The sequence below is a fragment of the Paracoccus lutimaris genome, from assembly GCF_003337565.1.
GTDB lineage: Bacteria > Pseudomonadota > Alphaproteobacteria > Rhodobacterales > Rhodobacteraceae > Paracoccus > Paracoccus lutimaris.
This window is the reverse complement of sequence record NZ_QPJL01000014.1, coordinates 45,060-63,236: the sequence shown is the minus strand read 5'-3', so window position 1 is coordinate 63,236 and position 18,177 is coordinate 45,060. Positions and strand designations below refer to the sequence as shown.

General features: G+C 65.3%; 16 protein-coding genes. 7 read left to right on the top strand and 9 right to left on the bottom strand.

The window, feature by feature from the left end:
• The first annotated feature begins 63 nt into the window (after positions 1 to 63).
• Genes fzlA through DFP89_RS13245 form a run of 3 tightly spaced genes read left to right on the top strand, consistent with a single transcriptional unit; the run spans position 64 to position 2,727 of the window.
• On the top strand, positions 64 to 753 hold the full coding sequence (gene fzlA, locus DFP89_RS13255) for an FtsZ-binding protein FzlA (RefSeq protein ID WP_114349872.1): 690 nt from the start codon (positions 64 to 66) through the stop codon (positions 751 to 753).
• Positions 734 to 1,777 (top strand): tRNA epoxyqueuosine(34) reductase QueG, encoded by a 1,044-nt coding sequence (queG, locus tag DFP89_RS13250; protein ID WP_114349871.1) that lies wholly within the window; start codon positions 734 to 736, stop codon positions 1,775 to 1,777. The genes fzlA and queG overlap by 20 nt, the downstream gene beginning before the upstream one ends.
• A complete protein-coding gene (locus DFP89_RS13245) occupies positions 1,774 to 2,727 on the top strand; it encodes a DMT family transporter (protein WP_114349870.1) in 954 nt (317 codons plus the stop codon). Before queG ends, DFP89_RS13245 begins: the two co-directional genes overlap by 4 nt.
• A gap of 16 nt (positions 2,728 to 2,743) precedes the next feature.
• On the opposite strand, the gene DFP89_RS13240 is transcribed toward DFP89_RS13245, so the two are convergent.
• The 9 genes from DFP89_RS13240 to cysQ form a co-directional block, all read right to left on the bottom strand.
• A complete protein-coding gene (locus DFP89_RS13240) occupies positions 2,744 to 4,138 on the bottom strand; it encodes a hypothetical protein (RefSeq protein ID WP_114349869.1) in 1,395 nt (464 codons plus the stop codon).
• Position 4,139: 1 nt separating this feature from the next.
• Positions 4,140 to 5,834 carry a beta-1,6-N-acetylglucosaminyltransferase gene (locus DFP89_RS13235; RefSeq protein ID WP_245948730.1) on the bottom strand — a complete coding sequence of 565 codons (1,695 nt, stop codon included), beginning with the start codon at positions 5,832 to 5,834 and terminating at the stop codon, positions 4,140 to 4,142.
• Complete coding sequence (locus DFP89_RS13230; protein WP_181870336.1) at positions 5,831 to 6,856, bottom strand: glycosyltransferase family 2 protein; 1,026 nt, start codon at positions 6,854 to 6,856, stop codon at positions 5,831 to 5,833. The genes DFP89_RS13235 and DFP89_RS13230 overlap by 4 nt, the downstream gene beginning before the upstream one ends.
• A gap of 4 nt (positions 6,857 to 6,860) precedes the next feature.
• Positions 6,861 to 8,132, bottom strand: coding sequence for a glycosyltransferase family 4 protein (locus tag DFP89_RS13225; RefSeq protein WP_114349868.1), 1,272 nt, complete (start codon positions 8,130 to 8,132; stop codon positions 6,861 to 6,863).
• Entirely contained in the window at positions 8,122 to 9,120 is a 999-nt protein-coding gene (gene galE, locus DFP89_RS13220) for a UDP-glucose 4-epimerase GalE (RefSeq protein ID WP_114349867.1), read from the bottom strand. Before galE ends, DFP89_RS13225 begins: the two co-directional genes overlap by 11 nt.
• Before the next feature lie 3 nt (positions 9,121 to 9,123).
• On the bottom strand, positions 9,124 to 10,014 hold the full coding sequence (locus DFP89_RS13215) for a UTP--glucose-1-phosphate uridylyltransferase (RefSeq protein WP_181870335.1): 891 nt from the start codon (positions 10,012 to 10,014) through the stop codon (positions 9,124 to 9,126).
• Between the two features lie 124 nt (positions 10,015 to 10,138).
• A complete protein-coding gene (locus tag DFP89_RS13210; RefSeq protein WP_114349865.1) occupies positions 10,139 to 11,383 on the bottom strand; it encodes a glycosyltransferase family 2 protein in 1,245 nt (414 codons plus the stop codon).
• Positions 11,383 to 12,183, bottom strand: a complete 801-nt coding sequence (locus DFP89_RS13205; protein ID WP_114349864.1) for a 3-deoxy-manno-octulosonate cytidylyltransferase — start codon at positions 12,181 to 12,183, stop codon at positions 11,383 to 11,385. The genes DFP89_RS13210 and DFP89_RS13205 overlap by 1 nt, the downstream gene beginning before the upstream one ends.
• A 4-nt stretch (positions 12,184 to 12,187) precedes the next feature.
• Entirely contained in the window at positions 12,188 to 12,985 is a 798-nt protein-coding gene (cysQ, locus tag DFP89_RS13200) for a 3'(2'),5'-bisphosphate nucleotidase CysQ (protein ID WP_114349863.1), read from the bottom strand.
• Positions 12,986 to 13,116: 131 nt separating this feature from the next.
• On the opposite strand from cysQ, the gene DFP89_RS13195 reads away from it, so the two are divergent.
• The 4 genes from DFP89_RS13195 (at position 13,117) to radC (ending at position 18,166) form a co-directional block, all read left to right on the top strand.
• Positions 13,117 to 13,938 (top strand): ABC transporter permease, encoded by an 822-nt coding sequence (locus DFP89_RS13195; RefSeq protein WP_114349862.1) that lies wholly within the window; start codon positions 13,117 to 13,119, stop codon positions 13,936 to 13,938.
• A 210-nt stretch (positions 13,939 to 14,148) separates the two neighbouring features.
• Positions 14,149 to 16,065 carry a molecular chaperone DnaK gene (gene dnaK, locus DFP89_RS13190; RefSeq protein ID WP_114349861.1) on the top strand — a complete coding sequence of 639 codons (1,917 nt, stop codon included), beginning with the start codon at positions 14,149 to 14,151 and terminating at the stop codon, positions 16,063 to 16,065.
• Between the two features lie 81 nt (positions 16,066 to 16,146).
• Positions 16,147 to 17,316 (top strand): molecular chaperone DnaJ, encoded by a 1,170-nt coding sequence (gene dnaJ / locus DFP89_RS13185; protein WP_114349860.1) that lies wholly within the window; start codon positions 16,147 to 16,149, stop codon positions 17,314 to 17,316.
• 61 nt (positions 17,317 to 17,377) lie between these two features.
• Positions 17,378 to 18,166, top strand: a complete 789-nt coding sequence (gene radC / locus DFP89_RS13180; protein WP_114349859.1) for a RadC family protein — start codon at positions 17,378 to 17,380, stop codon at positions 18,164 to 18,166.
• Positions 18,167 to 18,177 lie beyond the last annotated feature (11 nt).

Below are 18,177 nucleotides of genomic sequence, written 5' to 3'. Positions count from 1 at the left end.
TTGAAACGCGGCCCCTCAGCGCGTATCAACCTGCAAGCCCGCGCATGAACCGGTTTTCAGCTGATGAATACATCCTCGCCCAATTCCACCATCCGTCTTTACCACGTCTCGCTGTCGCCCTTTTGCCGCAAGGTCCGGCTGGTGCTGGCCGAAAAACGCATCGAGGTCGAACTGGTCGAGGACCGCTATTGGGAGCCGGATTCCGAACTGACCCGCCGCAACCCGGCCGGCAAGCTGCCGGTCCTTCGCATGGACGGCCGGCTTCTGGCGGAAAGCCAGGCGATCTGCGAATATCTGGACGAGACCCACCCGCAGCCGCCCCTGATGCCCGCGCAGTCCATCGACCGCTATGAGGTGCGCCGGCTTTGCGCCTGGTTCGATGACAAGTTCAACGCCGAGGTGACCAAACCCGTGATGAATGAACGGGTCTGGAAAAAGGTCATGCGGCAGGGTTATCCGGATTCGCGCACGGTCAAGGCCGGCCTTAGCGCCATCCGTCGGCATATGGACTATATGCGCAGCCTGCTGGAACATCGCCGCTGGCTGGCGGGCGATACGATGACGCTGGCCGATTTCACCGCCGCCGCGCATCTTTCCTGCCTTGACTATATCTCGGACGTGGACTGGACTCATTCGATCGAGGTCCAGGAATGGTATGCCAAGATCAAGTCGCGCCCGGCCTTCCGCAGCCTGCTGGCCGACCACCTGCCGGGGGTACATCCGGCGCCGCATTATGCGCTCCTGGATTTCTGACCCCACTGATATCCGCGCCCGGCTTGAGGAACAGGCCCGCGCCGAGGGGTTTTCGGCGCTTGGCATCTGCGCACCCGACGCCAATCCGCAACTGCCCGAACGGCTGGCGGCCTTTCTCAAGGCCGACCGCCACGGCCAGATGGGCTGGATGGCCGAACGCACGGCATGGCGCGCCGCGCCCGACGCGCTCTGGCCCGAAGCGCGCTCGGTCATCATGCTGGCCGAGCTTTACACCCCCGAACATGACCCGGTCGAAATCCTGACCCACCCCGATCGCGGCGCGGTCAGCGTCTATGCGCAGGGCAAGGATTACCACGACATCGTCAAGAAGCGCCTGAAACGGCTGGGCGGCTGGCTGGTCGGCCTGACCGGCTGCGAGATCAAGGTCTTTGTCGATACCGCCCCGGTCATGGAAAAGCCCCTGGCGCAGGCCGCCGGGCTGGGCTGGCAGGGCAAGCACACCAATCTTTTGTCGCGCGAACTGGGAAGCTGGTTCTTTCTGGGCGCCATCTTCACCACGCTGGACCTGCCCAAAGACGCACCCGAGCGTGAACATTGCGGCTCGTGCCGGTCCTGTCTGGACGCCTGCCCGACCGGCGCATTCCCCGCGCCCTATCAACTGGATGCGCGGCGCTGCATCTCGTATCTGACCATCGAACACAAAGGCCCGGTGGACCCCGAATTGCGGCCCTTGCTGGGCAACCGCATCTATGGCTGCGACGACTGCCTTGCCGCCTGCCCGTGGAACAAGTTCGCACAAGCCGCGACCGAGCTGCGCTATCACGGCCCCCATGGCGGCCCGGCGCTGGCCGAATTCGCGGCGCTGGACGATGCCGCCTTCCGCGAGCGCTTTTCCGGCAGCCCGATCAAGCGCGTCGGCCGCGACCGCATGGTCAGAAACGTCCTTTACGCCATCGGCAATTCCGGCCGCCCCGACCTGCGCCCGGCGGCCGAGGCGTTGCTGCATGATCCCGACCCCGCCGTCGCCGATGCGGCCCGCTGGGCCTGCGGACGGCTGCCATGACCCGGCCCGTCCAGACCGCGCCGCAAAGCCCCCTGCGCGGCATCATGCTGAAATGCCTCAGCGTCGTCGTCTTCACCTTCATGGGCGCGGCGGTCAAGGCGACCTCGGACGGGGGGCTTGGCGTGCCGCCGGGCCAGCAGGTGTTTTTCCGCTCGCTTTTCGCGATCCCGGTGATCCTGATCTGGCTGGCGGCGCGGGGCGAGCTGGGCAGCGGGCTGCGCACGCACCGGCCGATGGGGCATTTCTATCGTGGCATCATCGGCACCGCCTCGATGGGGCTGGGGTTCTGGGCCCTGGCGCTGCTGCCATTCCCCGAGGTCACCGCGATCGGCTATGCCGCGCCGCTGATGGTGGTGATCTTTGCCGCCATGTTTCTGGGCGAGGATGTGCGGCTGTTCCGGCTGTCCATGGTGGTTCTGGGCATGGTCGGCGTCATCATCGTGCTGTCGCCGCATCTGAGCACCGGCACCGGGATCGGCTACAGGGAAACCCTTGGCGCCGTGGTCACGCTGGGCGCCGCCGCCTGCACGGCGCTGGCGCAGATCTTCGTGCGCAAGCTGGTGCGCGAGGAAAGCATCTCGGCCATCGTCTTCTGGTTCTCGGTCACCTCGACGCTGCTGGGGCTGCTGACGCTGCCCTTTGGCTGGGTGATGCCCGATGCCCGCACCGCCGCGCTGCTGGTCGGGATCGGGCTGATGGGCGGGGTCGCGCAGATCCTGATGACCACCGCCTATCGCTATGCCGATGCCTCGCTGGTGGCGCCGTTCGAATATGTCTCGATGCTGCTGGCGCTGCTGATCGGCTGGTTCTTCTTTGGCGAGGCGCCGACGCTGGTGATGCTGGCCGGTGCCGCGCTGGTCATCACCGCCGGCATCCTGATCATCTGGCGCGAACACCAGCTGGGGCTGGAGCGCACCCGCCAGCGCAAGGCCATGACCCCGCAGGGTTGACGTTCACGGCCGATGCTCAGGGCTGGCCGGAGAACCCGAAGGCGACATAGTCGCGCAGATAGGCCTTTTTCGCCGCCGCGCGCAGGGGCTGTTCGTTCAGGAATTCCGGGAATGCCGACGGATCGGGCGCGGTGACCGGGTCCTTGATCCTGGTGCAGGCCGCAAGCCAGGCCAGATCGCGGACCAGATCGGCCTCGCGCAGGACCAGATCAGGGACGCCGAAGCGCGAGAAGCCGGCCAGAATCTCGGACTGGCTGGCCCAGCCGGGAAAGGTCGGCAGCGAGGTCTGGCCGTTCAGATTGCGGCGCAGGAAATCCAGAAATGCCTCGAAGAGTTCGGCCTTGCGGCCGTCGTCCAGCGCGGCAAGCGCCTCGTCCGGCGGCAGGGCCACGCGGTAGATGTCGCGCATCAGCTGGCGCAGCTCAGCCTTCTTGCCCGCCAGCAGCGATTCGAAAGCCGTCCATGCCCGCAGGATCGGGTGGCGCAGCACGGTAAAGCTGCGATGGCCGGCATGGTCGCGCTTCCATTGCCGCAGGCTGCTTTGGTTGAAATCGCCCTTGATCTCGCCCATTTTCGCCAGCCAGTCGGCGATCTGCTGGGACGGGCCGCCCTTGATCGGCATGAAGATCAGCCCCTTGCCCGCCTCGGCGCCGATGAACGAGGGCACGGCAGGCCCTTTGCGCGGCTCGAAATTCGGGATGCGGCGCAGCATGAACGGATCAAGCTGCGCCAGCTCGGCCTGCATCTCGTCGAAATTCGTGACCTTCTCGGCCAGTTCGCGCGGGTTTTGCGGCACCTGATCGCTGGCCGGCTCGACCCGTTCCAGATCGGTGCGGCCTAGCCAGTGCAGAAGGCCGGTCATGACGCCTTCGTCGCGCAGATCCTCATAGCCCAGCCAGAAGGCGCTTTGCCCGCTGACCTGCAACCGGTGCATCAGGTTCAGCTGAAATTCCTCGATGGCGCCGGTGACCTGCCGGAACTCGGCGGGGTCGAAGGGAATGGCGGCCGGGATGACGGTCTCGGTCTCGTTCAGCTTCCACTGGTTGGTGGCGCGCGCCAGCGCGGTCGAGACGAAACTGTCCACCGGATTGCGGGTCAGGATGATCTTGGCGCAGGCGCGGTTCTCGATGATGGCGTCAAGGACGCGCGGGTCGTGATCGTGGAAATAGCGAAATCCCGGCAGGTGGTTGGGCTTGTCGAAGATCGTCGCCAGCAGCCGGTGCGGATCGGCGTCGCGCTCGGCCATGGTGATGCCCCTGAGCTCGTCCTTGTCGGGCCAACCCATCATGTAGGGGTTGAACGCCTCGCCGAAACAGGTGACGCGCTTGATGGCGTTCAGCGTCGCCTCAAGCAGGTTCGAGCCGGTGCGCATCTCGGCGAAGATGACGAAGCTGGTAAAGGCCTGGGTCATGTCATGATCCCTCATGGCTGCGGGTCGGATCGACCACCGGGAATTCGCCCATCAATTGCGGCCGCAAGCCGGCATTGCGCAGCCGCTGCAGAAACCGCCCCATGCCAGCCAGGTCGCGCATCTGCGGCATGTCGGCGGCGGCGTCGGGATCGCCGCCCAGATCGCGCAGCACCGCGCCCAGAACGCCGGACGGACGGGCACAGAAATCGCCAAGATCCCAGATCTGCGTCCGCGCCTTGAGCCAGACCGAGCGCAGGATGTTGATCTGCGCCAGTTCGATGCGCTGCAGATCCGCCGCCACGCGGCGGATGTCGTCAAAGGGCATGCCCGAATGCAGCAGGGGCACCGCCCAGGCGCCGGTCACCACATAGATGCGCGCGTTGCGGTCGGTGGCCATGAACCAGTTCAACTGCTGCGCGTCGCGCGGGCTGTGCTGCCAGACCTGCATGCGCCAGGAAATCCGGATGAGGTTGGCCAGAAAGCTGCGCGGGTCAAGATCGCGCAAGGCGGCGCTGTTTGACAGCGCCCCCGGGCCGGTCAACGCCCGGCCGGCGAATTCGACGCCATGCCTGGCAAACAGATGGCCATGCACATCGGCATCGATGCGCTCGGCCAGCCAGGGCTCGAAATCGGGAAAGATGTCGGCAAAGCCCAGCATCACCGCATAGGGCGCCGAGGTCTTGCCGTTCTCGCGATCCTTGAGGGGAAAGCGGCTTTGCATGTAAAGACCCGGCCGCCCCAGCCGGCGGCGCGCGACGGCCTGGGCGATGATGCGATCCAACCGTTCGGGCGTCGGCTCAGCCGCCGAGGGCGCGTCATGCGCCGGCGGCGGCAAGCGGTCGTAAAGCCGCCCGGCGCGCGGCCAGATCTTGCGGGCAAGAAAGCAGCCCGATTCGCGCAGCAACAGCAGGTGATCGTCATAGAAGATATAGGGCTTGCCCTGATCGTCGAACTTGGACAGCGTCAGCGACCGGCTTTCGATCTGCAGGGAATGGCGCCGCGCCAGCGTCTGGAAATAGCTTTCGTCGGGGATCCAGACGCGCCGGAAATAGCGGTCGAACTCGGCCCGGCGCGGATCGTTCAGGATGGCGTCCAGCGTCCGGCGCGTCAGGCACCACCATTGCGAGCCCAGATGCGGCACCAGCCCCGCGGGGATACGGCGCTTGAACTTGACCCGGCGTTGCAGCGCCACATAGCGGTCGAATAGCTTGCGCTGGCGACGGAACGAGAAGGGAAAGCGAAGCGTGAACCGCTCTTCGTTCAGGCCGCCGACGGTCCAGCCCACATCCTCGACGGTGACGCTTTCGATGAAGTCGCGCTGCGAATACCGCGCAAGATAGGCGCAAAGGTCGCTGACCGGCCGCAAGGTCAGGCAGGCGCCGGACACCAGGATGACATGCGTCACGTCCGGGAATTTCTCAAGCAGCAGCTCGGCCGCGTCCTGGGTCGCGCGCACAAGGCTGAAGGTGCCCCATTCGCAGACATGGCGGCGGCTGAACACCACCTGCGGCAGGTCGGCCAGCCCATCGCGCATCTCGGTGACATCGGGGCCGCGCGTCTTGGCGTCGACATGGACCGCGACCGCCGCGCCGCCCTCGACCCAGATGCGTGCCATGCGCGCGGCGATGGCCAGCTCATTGTGGCACAGCATGACCACGCCCAGCCTGATATCCTCGATCGGCACAGCGGCGTTCATGCCCAGTTCCCCGTCGAGATCAGGCCCAGCTCCTCAAGCTGGTGCCAGTCGTGCAATTCGCAGGAATGCTCGCACCAGAATTCCGGGCCGCCCTGCAAGGCGTCGTGATAGGCCTTGTATTCGTGGCTGTCGGCATAGTGCTGCCGGCGCGTCAGCTCCTCGGCCGATTTCTCGACGAAGGTCGAGAGGAACTTGGCGTGCAACAGGCAGCCCGAGGCCTTCTCGCCGCCATCCTCGTCATAGACGAGGTTCAGCGAGCGCGGCAGCAGCATATGGGTCGAACTGGCATAGGCGTACCAGCGTTCCCAGCGCACCAGCGGGATCTTGTTCAGGGCCGGGCCGTTTTCGGGATCGTCGTGAAAGAACACCCGCCCGCGCACGCCACCCTGGATCCACAGATTGCCATAGGCGCCGTTCTTGCGGATCGAGTAATTGGCCGGATCGAACCAGCGCGCGATCTCGAACGGGTTCTGGCCAGAGCGATAGGGCTGCTCGTGCAGCGACCCCTTGGGATACATGTCCAGCAGCATGGCCGAAAAGGACCTGGCCGCCGAGGCGTCCAACCAGTCGGTCAGCGCCAGCAGCGGCCGGGTGTCGCAATGCGGATAGATCAGAAATTCGTCGGGATCGACGGTCAGGCACCAATGCCCGCTGCCATGCTTGCGCAAAAGCCAGTTCAGCCAGTCCATGCCAAAGCGCGATTCCTTGTAGCTCGCACGGGTCAGCCACAGCGACACGTCCGGCTGCGTCCGCAGATAGTCGCGCCCGCCATCCTCGGAGCCGTTATCGACGACCAGGAAATGCCGGATCCCCATATTGCGGTAATAGTCCAGGAAATACGGCAGGCGGACGGCCTCATTGCGCATGACCATGAACAGCAGGATATCGTCCGGCCGGATGGCGGCGGTGCGGTCCGCAACCGCCGCCAGGGCGCGCCGACGCCGGATCGCGCGCGCCAGCAGCCATTGCCGCCGGGCCCGCAGCCTGAATTGACGTCGATAGAAACGGAATAGCCGCAGCACGGACCTACTTCACCTGTGACAGACCGGGCATAGCGGCCATGGCCCGGTTGCGCAATCGCTCGTGCAGGAGGTCATGGGCCTGCGCGAAATACATGTCCCAATCGCGCAACTGCGGCGGCGGCAGGCGCAGCGGCGCCTCGGCCGCCAGAAGCGCCACTGCGCCGGCCCAGCCGCGCGCATCGTCCGGCGACAGCCAGCGCGCATAGCTTCCCAGGATCTCGCGCGCGGCGGGCAGCGGCGCCGACAGGACCGGGATGCCGCGCGCGGCGGCCTCGGTCAGAGGCAGGCCAAAGCCCTCGGCCCGGCTCGGCATCAGAAGGCCGTGGCAATGGGTCAGCAGATAGGCGACAGCGCCATCATCCAGACCCGCGAATTCGCGCACCATGCCGTCGCGGGGCAGCGCATCCAGCCGGGCAAAGACCTGATGGTTTTCCCAGCCGCGCCGGCCGATGATATAAAGCCGTGGCAGGCGTTCGGGGGGCATCCGCCGCGCCAGTTCTTGCCAGGCGTCCAGCAGCAGCGCGTGGTTCTTGCGCGGCTCGATCGTGCCCAGCGTGACGAAAAAGGGCCGGTCCAGCGGGATGGGACCGGCATCGCTGGGCAGCAGGGCCGGCTCGGCCAGCCTTGTGCCAAGGGGCACGGCCTCGACAGGCGCGCGGTCGGGCAGGCCCAGCCGGTCGCGCCAGCGCAGCACATCTGCCCGCGTCGCCTGCGAGACGGTCAGCACCAGATCGGCATGGCCAAGCGCGGCGGCAAAGCGGGCGCGGAATTTCTCGGACTGGCCGGTGCGGGTGAATTCGGGGTGATCCAGCGGGATCGTGTCATGGATCAGCACAACGCGGCGCAAGCCCCGCAGGTTTTGCCACAGCCGCGCCTCAAGGTTGCTGTGGCCGGTATTGAGATAGCTGGTCGGCCCCATGCGCCGGATGACCCGGCGCGCGAGGCCCTGCCCATCGCGCCCGGCGCGGGCCAGCGCCATGCGCCGCAGCGCCGCCTCGGCCCGGGCACGGATGTGCCGCCGGCCGCGCAGCCGGTCCAGAAACCCCGGCGGCGGCAGGTCGGCGGTGTCGCCCGCGCCCCAGCGCAGGATCGCCGCACCGGCGGCAGGGGGCAGCAGCAACTGCCCGCGCGGCACCCGGCACAGCAAGAGATGCGGACGGGTCTGCAGATGGGCCAGCCATTCCGCCTCGACCCGGTCGATGCCGGTCGCCGGCCCCTGTCCAAGCCGGGAAATCAGCCGCGAAACATCCAGCAGGATCGCCGGCTCAGGCGCCATAGCCACCGTTCTGATGCCAGCGCCAGGCGTCGCCGATCATCTGCGGCAGGGTCGAGCGGGCCGGGTTCCAGCCCAGCACCGCAATCGCCTTTTCGCTGCCCGAGACAAGCTTGACCGCATCACCGCCCCGGCGCGGACCTTCGGTCAGCGGCACGGGCCGGTTGGTGACATATTTCGAATGGTCGATCACCTCGCGCACCGAAAAGCCGTTGCCGGTGCCAAGGCAAAAGACATCATGGCCGCCCTTGGCGACCTTGCCGGCCAGCAGGTGCCGCAGGCCCAACACATGGGCGTCGACCAGGTCCATGACATGGACATAGTCGCGGATGCAGGTGCCATCCGGGGTCGGATAATCGGTGCCATGGATGGTCAGCGCCGGGCGCTTGCCGTCGATGGCGTCCAGAATCAGCGGCACCAGATGCGTCTCGGGCTGGTGGAACTCGCCCACCTCGCCCTCGGGATCGGCGCCGGCGACGTTGAAATAGCGGAAAATCACGCTGGAGAGCCCGTCCGAGGCGCCGAAGTCCTTCAGCATGTCCTCGATCGCGCGCTTGCTGGCGCCATAAGCGTTCAGCGGCAGTTGCGGGGTGTTTTCGTCCAGCACCACCCCGTCATGATCGCCGTAAGTGGCGCAGGTCGAGGAAAAGACGAAATTGCGCACGCCCGCAGCCAGCGTCGCCTCGATGAGGCTCAGCGAGGCGCTGACATTGCCGCGCCAGTATTTGCCCGGCTGGGCCATGGCTTCGCCGACCTGGCTCAGTGCGGCGAAATGCATGACGGCAATCGGCCGGTGGCGGGCGAAAACCTCGTCCAGCCGGGCGCGGTCCAGCAATTCGCCCTGTTCGAAGGGGCCGAATTTCACCGCCTCGCGCCAGCCGGTGCAGAGGTTGTCATAAGTGACCGGGACGAAACCCGCATCACGCAACGCCTTGCAGGCATGCGAGCCGATATAGCCCGCACCGCCCGTCACCAATACCGTCGCCGTCATGCCTTATTCCGCCGCCTTCAGGATCGAGTTGATATCCGAAAGGTATTCGGCGAACTCGTGCTTGAGATCTTCGCGTGCAAGGCCAAAGGCCACGGTCGCCTGCAGGAAACCGGCTTTCGAGCCGCAGTCGAAGCGCTGGCCGCGGAAGCGCAGGCCATAGACGCCGCGCCCTTCGGCGATCTCGTCGGCAATGGCGTCGGTCAGCTGGATTTCCCCGCCCGAGCCCTGCTTGAGCTTGTTGAGGTTGTTGAGCACCGTCGGGGCAAGGATATAGCGCCCGATCACCGCCAGGTTCGAGGGCGGGTTTTCCTTGGGCTTTTCGACCATGCCCTTGGCGCGGACGATGGCGCCCATGTCCTCGGCCACGTCAAGGACGCCGTAAGCCTTGGTCTTGTCCAGCGGCACTTCCATGGTCGCGACCATGCTGCCGCCGGTGTCCTGATAGGCCTCGATCATCTGCTGAAGGCAGGGCGGCTCGCCCATGATGACGTCATCGGTCAGGATGACGGCAAAGGGCTCGTCGCCGACAAGACGGCGGGCGCACCAGACCGCGTGACCCAGCCCCAGTGCCTTGTGCTGGCGGATATAGGCGATGGCGCCCGAATCCATGTTGGTGCCGCGCAGCACGTCCAGCAGGTCGGTCTTGTTGGCCTTTTTCAGATTCGATTCCAGTTCGTGGGCATGGTCGAAATAGTCCTCAAGCGCACCCTTGCCGCGCGAGGTAACGAAGATGAACTCTTCGATCCCGGCAGCACGGGCCTCGTCGATCGCGTATTGGATCAACGGGCGGTCCACCAAGGTCATGATTTCCTTGGGAATGCTCTTCGTTGCGGGAAGAAAGCGGGTGCCCAGGCCAGCCACGGGGAAGATGGCCTTGGTTACTTTACGACTCATCAATAGGTCTCCTGACGTCTGCGCCAACCTTTTTGGGGGTTATCCCCGTTTGTTCGCGACTGCGCAACAAGCGCGGTAAGAGCCAAACCGTTCCGTCTAAATTCAGACCAGGCGAATTTTTTCTTTATCCGTTGCCAGTTTCCGCCGATTTCACGCCCAGGTCCAGCGAATTTCCCCGCTCGCGCGCGCAGCGATTGTGCCAACCCATCAGAAAGACTGGTGAATCTCCCGGCCGCGAGGGGCCCCAAAGCCCGCCGCGCTGTTCCCACCAGCCGCCCTCGCCCATCACCATGCGATGCGGCAGGACGCTGGGGGTCATCAGCAGGATCGTGGCCAGATCGCCCGCCGCGACCGCGCGGGCGGCGGATTCGCGCAAGGACCCCGCCCGCCAATGCCATCCCGCCAGAAACACATGGCGGGGCGCATGGCCCGAAATGGGACGGAAATCAGACGCGAAATCAGACGCAACGGCCGGTTTTCCGACTGGAGGCGGCGGGCACAGCGCCCGCCCCTCGGCCAATCCTGCCCGCAGCGTCGCCATCAGCGGCGCCACCGCGAAAGGATCAAGCCGCCCCGCGACCATATGACGCAGCAAGCGCCGCCGCTGACTAATCTGCACCCACCTCGCGTCACCACCATGGCGCGCGGCAAAGATCGCGGACGAGCGGCCGATCTGCGTCAGATCCTGCGGCACGCCCGCCCCGGCGCGGCCCGAACCCGGCGCAATACCATGGATCACCTGCGCCTGTGGCACCACCGCCGTCAGCCCCTGCGGAAACCGCGCGCAGAGGCGCATGTTCACATCGCTTTCGTCCAGATGATAGGGAAATGCCCCATCAAAGCCGCCGATCTCCAGCAGCGTCTCGCGGCGAAAGGCGCAATTGGTGCCGATGGTGCTGATCGGGCAGCCGTCCTCGGGCGCGAGCAGGGCAGGCTCATCCAGATCAAAGGGGATGGCCTGACCCGAGGCCGTCATCCGCTCGGCCCGCGCCTGCCAGCTCAGCCCGTCGGGGCCACGGGTAAAGCCGGTCCCGGCCAGCACGCGCGGATCGGCAAAAGGCCGGGTCAGCGCCTCGGCCCAGCCGGGCAGGGCGATGGCGTCATCGTCGATGAAGGCCACGACCGGGGCGGCGGCCAGCGCGATGCCCTCGTTCCGGGCCAGCGAGATGTTCGGGATGTCAAAGGCCCGGCGCTTCAGCGGCAGGTCCGCGCAGATACCCACGGAGGCCGGGTCGGCGACCAGCACGATTTCATATTCGGGATGGGTCTGGCGGGCCAGGGCGGCCAGGCAGCGGGCCAGATGCTGCGGCCGGTGACGCGAGACGACGATGACACTGCATCGCGGCGCGCGCCCCGGCGCTGGCTGCATCAGGCGATGCCCATGCGCTGCATCATCGATTCCAGCTTGCCCACATCCGAGGGGTTGTTCAGCTCCCAGAATTCACGGCCCCGCGCCTCGACCTCGACGCACAGGATGCGGCGGCCACGTTCAAGGAAACGCAATTGCTCGAGCCCCTCAAGCTGTTCAAGACGCCCCTCGCCCCAGCTTGGGTATTCGGCCAGCGCGGCGGGGCGATAGGCATAGACGCCGACATGGTGATAGACTGGGGTCGGGTCGCTGGGGCCGAAATCGCCGGCGGCAAAGGGGATCACCTCTTTCGAGAAATAAAGCCCGCGCCGGTCGTGACCGAAGACGGCGGTGGTGCCGCCGACGCGGCCCGCGACGCGGTCGGCGATCAGCTCGGAGCGCATGGCGCCGGTGCAGCGCAGGACCGGCGTCGCCACATCGGCGCCCGGATCGGCACGCAGGCCCGCGACCAGATCCTCGACGAACCAGGCGGGCGTCAGCGGCGCGTCGCCCTGCAGGTTGACCACGATATCATGGGTCAGGCCCAGATTGGCCACGGCCTCGGCGCAGCGTTCGGTGCCGTTTCGGGCGCTGGTCGAGGTCATCGCCACCTCGGCCCCGAAGCCCTCGGCATGCTCGCGGATGCGGTCGTCATCGGTGGCGACGATCACCCGGTCGATGCCCTGCGCGGCCCGCGCCGCCTCCCAGCTGCGGCGGATCAGGCTGAGCCCCTGCCCCGAGGCGCCGCGCAATTCCACCAGCGGCTTGCCGGGATAGCGGGTCGAGGCATGGCGGGCGGGAATGACGATGACGACAGACATGGGTTTACTCCCGCACCAGCAGCACGCCGGGCGCATAGGCGATGAAGAAGGGATTGTCGAAACCGGGCTTGCCATAGGCCAAGGGGGTGTGGTCGTCGAAACGCACCACCTCGCCACCCGCGCCGCGCAGCACCGCATCGCCCGCCGCCGTGTCCCATTCCATGGTCCGGCCAAGGCGCGGATAAAGATCGGCCTCGCCCGTCGCGACAAGGCAGAATTTCAGCGAACTGCCCGCCGAAGTCATGTCGCGCACCGCGTAATGGTCGATATAGGCGTCGGTCGCGGCGTCGCGATGCGATTTTGAGGCCACCACCATCAGCCCGCGATTGTCGGGCATCGAATTGACGCCGATGGGCGTGACCTCGCCCGGCTGCGCGCCAAAGGGGCCCTTTTCCTCGACCGAGCCGCCATGCGCGGCGGTATAGAACAGCCGCCCCTTGGCCGGGGCATAGACCACGCCAAAGCGCGGCGTGCCGTTTTCGACATAGGCGATATTGACGGTGAAATCACCGCGCCGCTGGACGAATTCCTTGGTCCCGTCCAGCGGATCGACGATCAGGAAGGTCGACAGGCTTTGCCCATGGGTCTCGGCCTGCTCCTCGGTCACCAGCGGAATATCGGGAAAGGCCGCGCGCAGACCGGCAGAGATCAGCGCGTCGGCGGCCTCATCGGCCTCGGTCACCGGGGATGCGTCGGATTTTGACCGGACCTCAAAATCCTCGGCACCATAGATCTGCATGATCCTGTCACCGGCAAGCAGGGCAAGGCGGCGCATCTCGGCAATCATTTGATCGAATTGCATAGGTTTTCCTTTCGGTCCCGGGTTTACCGGCATGCGGCGCTGATTATATATATGGTTTTCCCGTTTGTTATGATGCGGCGGATCGCGCAGGGCAAGCGCCCCGCCCTGCCCCAGTGAAAGACCGATCAGCGATGTTTACGCAACGCCGCAGTCGCAACATGGTCGAGGCCGCGTTCACGACGCTGGCGCTGATCTATCATGTGACCGTGAACAATCTGCGCAAGGGCCAGCGCAACGCCATTGTCGGTCTGATGATGACGGTGGTCCAGGCCGTCGCCATGATCCTGGGGTTCTACCTGATATATTTCATCATCGGCGTGCGCTATTCGCCGATCCGGGGCGATTTCATCGTCTATATCATGACCGGCATCTTCATGTTCATGGCCTTTTCGCAGGCCATCGGCGCGGTCTCGGGCTCTGGCGGGCCCAACAGCCAGATCATGAAGCACGGGCCGATGAACACGGCGGTGGTGATCTCGGCCGCGGCGCTGGCTTCGCTATACAAGCAGACCTTCGCGGCCTTCGTGGTGATGACGGCCTATAATTACTTCGTCGAGCCGATCCATATCGAGGATCCGCTGGCCTGCTATGCGATGTTGCTGCTGTCGTGGTTCTGCGGCTGCTGCATCGGGCTGATCTTCCTGTCGCTGCGGCCATGGTGGCCGCAGGGGGCGCAGGTGCTGACCATGTTCTTCCAGCGCGTCAACATGGTGTTTTCCGGCAAGATGTTCGTGGCCAACACCATGTCCCCGGCGCTGCTGCACGCCTTTTCCTGGAACCCGCTGTTTCACATCATCGACCAGACGCGCGGCTATGCCTTCATCAATTACGCGCCGCGCAACTCGAACCTGGAATACCCCGTCTATACCACGCTGGCGTTGCTGATGATCGGGCTGATGGGCGAATTCGTGACCCGCAAGGCCGTGTCGGTCAGCTGGTCGGCCGGGCGCTGACCGGCGGGCCGGAATGTCGCGCCGCGGCCGCCAGAAAGGCGCAATTTCTGCCGCAGGCGCTGCTTGCAGGCCGCCGGACCCCTTCCTATATAGGCCCAAGAATACCGGGGGACTCGCCGAAGAGTCCGCTCGGGGCAATCAAGGGATCCAGGTTCCGGGGGCCTCATGGGACCCGAAGCCTATTTATATCGCCGCAAGAAAGGTTATTGCATGTCTAAAGTCATCGGCATCGACCTCGGGACCACGAACAGCTGCGTCGCCATCATGGATGGCAGCCAGCCCAAGGTCATCGAGAACGCGGAAGGCGCGCGCACCACGCCCTCGATCGTCGGCTTCACCGACAGCGAGCGTCTGGTCGGCCAGCCGGCCAAGCGTCAGGCCGTCACCAACCCCTCGAACACCGTTTTCGCCGTCAAGCGCCTGATCGGCCGCCGCACCACCGACCCCGAGGTGGAAAAGGACAAGAAACTGGTCCCCTATGAGATCGTCGATGGCGGCAATGGCGACGCCTGGGTCGAGGTCCGGGACGACAAGTATTCCCCCAGCCAGATTTCCGCCTTCATCCTGCAGAAGATGAAGGAAACCGCCGAAAGCTATCTGGGCGAGCCGGTCACCCAGGCCGTCATCACCGTCCCCGCCTATTTCAACGACGCCCAGCGTCAGGCGACCAAGGACGCCGGCAAGATCGCCGGGCTTGAGGTGCTGCGCATCATCAACGAGCCGACCGCCGCCGCGCTGGCTTACGGTCTGGACAAGAAGGATTCGAAAACCATCGCGGTCTATGACCTTGGCGGCGGCACCTTCGACATCACCATTCTGGAAATCGACGACGGGTTGTTCGAGGTGAAATCGACCAACGGGGACACGTTCCTGGGCGGCGAAGATTTCGACATGCGCATCGTCAACTACCTCGCCGACGAGTTCAAGAAAGAGCACGGCGTCGACCTGACCAAGGACAAGATGGCCCTGCAGCGTCTGAAAGAGGCGGCGGAAAAGGCCAAGATCGAACTGTCCTCGGCCAGCCAGACCGAGATCAACCAGCCGTTCATCTCGATGGACAGGAACTCGGGCACGCCGCTGCACATGGTCATGAAACTGACCCGCGCCAAGCTGGAAAGCCTGGTCGGCGACCTGATCAAACGCACGATGAAGCCGGTTCAGGACGCGCTGAAAGATGCCGGCATGTCGAAAGGCGACATCGACGAGATCGTTCTGGTCGGCGGCATGACCCGCATGCCCAAGGTGATCGAGGAAGTGACCGCCTTCTTTGGCAAGGAACCGCATAAGGGCGTGAACCCGGACGAAGTCGTGGCCCTTGGCGCCGCCATTCAGGCCGGCGTGCTGCAGGGCGACGTGAAAGACGTCGTGCTGCTGGACGTGACCCCGCTGTCCCTGGGCATCGAGACGCTGGGTGGCGTGTTCACCCGCCTGATCGACCGCAACACCACGATCCCGACCAAGAAATCGCAGATCTTCTCGACCGCCGAGGACAACCAGAACGCCGTGACCATCCGGGTCTTCCAGGGTGAGCGCGAAATGGCCGCAGACAACAAGCTGCTGGGCCAGTTCAATCTGGAAAACATCCCGCCGGCGCCGCGCGGCATGCCGCAGATCGAGGTGACCTTCGACATCGACGCCAACGGCATCGTGTCGGTCAGCGCCAAGGACAAGGGCACCGGCAAGGAGCAAAAGATCACCATCCAGGCCTCGGGCGGGCTGTCGGATGACGAGATCAACCAGATGGTCAAGGACGCCGAGGCCAATGCCGACGCGGACAAGAAGCGCAAGGAACTGGTCGAGGCCAAGAACCAGGCCGAAAGCCTGATCCACACCACCAAGAAGTCGCTGGAAGAGCATGGCGACAAGGTGGATGGCTCGACCGTCGAGGCGATCGAACTGGCCATCGGCGCGCTTGAGGATTCGCTCAAGTCCGAGGATGCCGGCAAGATCAAGGGCGGCATCCAGAACCTGATGGATGCCTCGATGAAGCTGGGTGAGGCCATCTACAAGGCCAGCCAGTCCGAGGGCGGATCGGCCGATGCCGACCCCGAAGCCGGTCCCCGCGACGTCGATGACGAGATCGTCGATGCCGATTTCGAGGATCTCGGCGAAGACAAGCGCAAGTAAGCGCGGTGCAAACGTATCGGCCGGCCCGCTGCAAACCCGCACGGGCCGGCCATTCCTTTAAGGATCCCGGACGCGACCGACATGGCGAAACGTGATTATTACGATGTGCTGGGCGTTGTACGCAGCGCATCGGCCGACGAGATCAAGAAGGCCTATCGCAGCAAGGCCAAGCAGTTGCACCCCGACCGCAACAAGGATTGCAAAGTCTCGGAGGCCGAATTCAAGGAAGTGAACGAGGCTTACGAATGCCTCAAGGACGACCAGAAAAAGGCCGCCTATGACCGCTTTGGCCATGCCGCCTTTGAAAATGGCGGTGGCGGCGGCTTCGGCGGCTTTGGACGTGGCGGCCAAGGTGATTTCGGCTCGGCCTTTGCCGATGTGTTCGAGGATATGTTCGGCGACATGATGGGCCGCCGTCAGGGCGGCGCCGGTGGCGGACGCTCGCGCGCCAGCCGCGGTCAGGACCTGCGCTACAACTTGCGCGTCTCGCTGGAGGACGCCTATCACGGCGTGCAAAAGACCATCAACGTGCCCGGCTCGGTCGCTTGTGGGGCATGCAATGGCACCGGCGCCGAGGGCGCGGTGGAACCGGCCACCTGCCCGACCTGTTCGGGCATGGGCAAGGTACGGGCAACACAGGGCTTTTTCACCGTCGAGCGCACTTGCCCGACCTGTAACGGCCAGGGCCAGATCGTCAAGAATCCCTGCAAGGAATGCCGTGGCGCCGGCCGTATCGAAAAGGAACGCGCGCTCTCGGTCAGCATCCCGGCAGGGGTCGAGACCGGCACCCGCATCCGCCTTGCCGGTGAGGGCGAGGCCGGCATGCGCGGCGGCCCGGCGGGCGATCTTTACATCTTCATCGAGGTCAAGGACCACCCGATCTTCATCCGCGACGGCAGGATGCTGGCCTGTCAGGTGCCGGTCAGCATGTCGACCGCCGCCTTGGGCGGCGAAATCGAGGTGCCGACGATCGACGGCGGCCGCTCGCGCGTCAAGGTTCCGGCCGGGACGCAATCGGGCAAGCAGTTGCGCCTGCGCGGCAAGGGCATGCCCCCCCTGCGCCACGGCCCCGGTCTGAACGGCGAATCCGGCGACATGCTGATCGAACTCTCGGTCGAAACCCCGGTCAACCTGACCGCGCGGCAAAAGGACCTGTTGCGCGAATTCGAGACCATCAAGGCCGACAACAGCCCGCAAACACAGGGCTTCTTCCAGAAGATCAAGGACTTCTGGGACGAGATGAAGGGCTGACGCCCGCGCAGACCCTGCAGCGTTAAGCCTTCCTTCACCGATCCCGTGCCAGATTGCGGGCATGGGATCGAATCACGCCTTTCACGAAGCGCCCTTGCCGCTGTTCTTCCCTGCCCCGGCAGAGGATGATACCCCCCTGACGGCGGGAACCGTCCGGTCCGGGCGCGGTGAAAAACCGCCCAGCTATCTGGCCGATCACCGCGCGCGGCTGCGCGACCGTTTCATGCAGGGCGGGGCGGACGCCCTGCCCGATTACGAGTTGCTGGAACTGGTGCTGTTTCGTGCCATTCCACGTCAGGACGTCAAACCCCTTGCCCGGCGGCTGCTGGACCATTTCGGCGATTTCAACCGCGTGGTCTCGGCGCCCCCCGCCCGGCTGGCCGAGGTGTCGGGCGTCGGCCCTGCCGTGGTGCAGGAATTCAAGATCGTCGAGGCAGCGGCACAGCGGCTGGCGCGCTCGCGCGTCATGCATCGCCCGGTCCTGACCAGCTGGGACGCGCTGCTGGACTATTGCCACACCGCCATGGCCCATCGCGAGATCGAGCAGTTCCGCGTCCTCTATCTGGACCGCAAGAACGTGCTGATCGCCGATGAGGAACAGGCCCGCGGCACCGTCGATCACGTCCCGGTCTATCCGCGCGAGATCATGCGCCGCGCGCTGGAACTGACCGCCAGCGCCCTGATCCTGGTCCACAATCACCCCTCGGGCGATCCGACCCCCTCGCAGGCCGATATCTCGATGACCGCGCGCATCGTCGCTGCGGGCGAGGTCATGGGAATCACGGTCCATGACCACCTGATCATCGGCAAATCCCGCGAGCTGAGCTTCCGCAGCGAAGGCTTGCTGTGACGCAACCGCAG

Coding starts and splice junctions, on each gene's coding strand:
- fzlA (WP_114349872.1), top strand. CDS start 64: ATGAATACATCCTCGCCCAATTCCACCATCCGTCTTTACCACGTCTCG.
- DFP89_RS13225 (WP_114349868.1), bottom strand. CDS start 8,132: ATGGCGCCTGAGCCGGCGATCCTGCTGGATGTTTCGCGGCTGATTTCC.
- radC (WP_114349859.1), top strand. CDS start 17,378: ATGGGATCGAATCACGCCTTTCACGAAGCGCCCTTGCCGCTGTTCTTC.
- DFP89_RS13245 (WP_114349870.1), top strand. CDS start 1,774: ATGACCCGGCCCGTCCAGACCGCGCCGCAAAGCCCCCTGCGCGGCATC.
- dnaK (WP_114349861.1), top strand. CDS start 14,149: ATGTCTAAAGTCATCGGCATCGACCTCGGGACCACGAACAGCTGCGTC.
- DFP89_RS13235 (WP_245948730.1), bottom strand. CDS start 5,834: ATGAACGCCGCTGTGCCGATCGAGGATATCAGGCTGGGCGTGGTCATG.
- DFP89_RS13240 (WP_114349869.1), bottom strand. CDS start 4,138: ATGACCCAGGCCTTTACCAGCTTCGTCATCTTCGCCGAGATGCGCACC.
- DFP89_RS13210 (WP_114349865.1), bottom strand. CDS start 11,383: ATGCAGCCAGCGCCGGGGCGCGCGCCGCGATGCAGTGTCATCGTCGTC.
- cysQ (WP_114349863.1), bottom strand. CDS start 12,985: ATGCAATTCGATCAAATGATTGCCGAGATGCGCCGCCTTGCCCTGCTT.
- galE (WP_114349867.1), bottom strand. CDS start 9,120: ATGACGGCGACGGTATTGGTGACGGGCGGTGCGGGCTATATCGGCTCG.
- queG (WP_114349871.1), top strand. CDS start 734: ATGCGCTCCTGGATTTCTGACCCCACTGATATCCGCGCCCGGCTTGAG.
- dnaJ (WP_114349860.1), top strand. CDS start 16,147: ATGGCGAAACGTGATTATTACGATGTGCTGGGCGTTGTACGCAGCGCA.
- DFP89_RS13215 (WP_181870335.1), bottom strand. CDS start 10,014: ATGAGTCGTAAAGTAACCAAGGCCATCTTCCCCGTGGCTGGCCTGGGC.
- DFP89_RS13205 (WP_114349864.1), bottom strand. CDS start 12,183: ATGTCTGTCGTCATCGTCATTCCCGCCCGCCATGCCTCGACCCGCTAT.
- DFP89_RS13195 (WP_114349862.1), top strand. CDS start 13,117: ATGTTTACGCAACGCCGCAGTCGCAACATGGTCGAGGCCGCGTTCACG.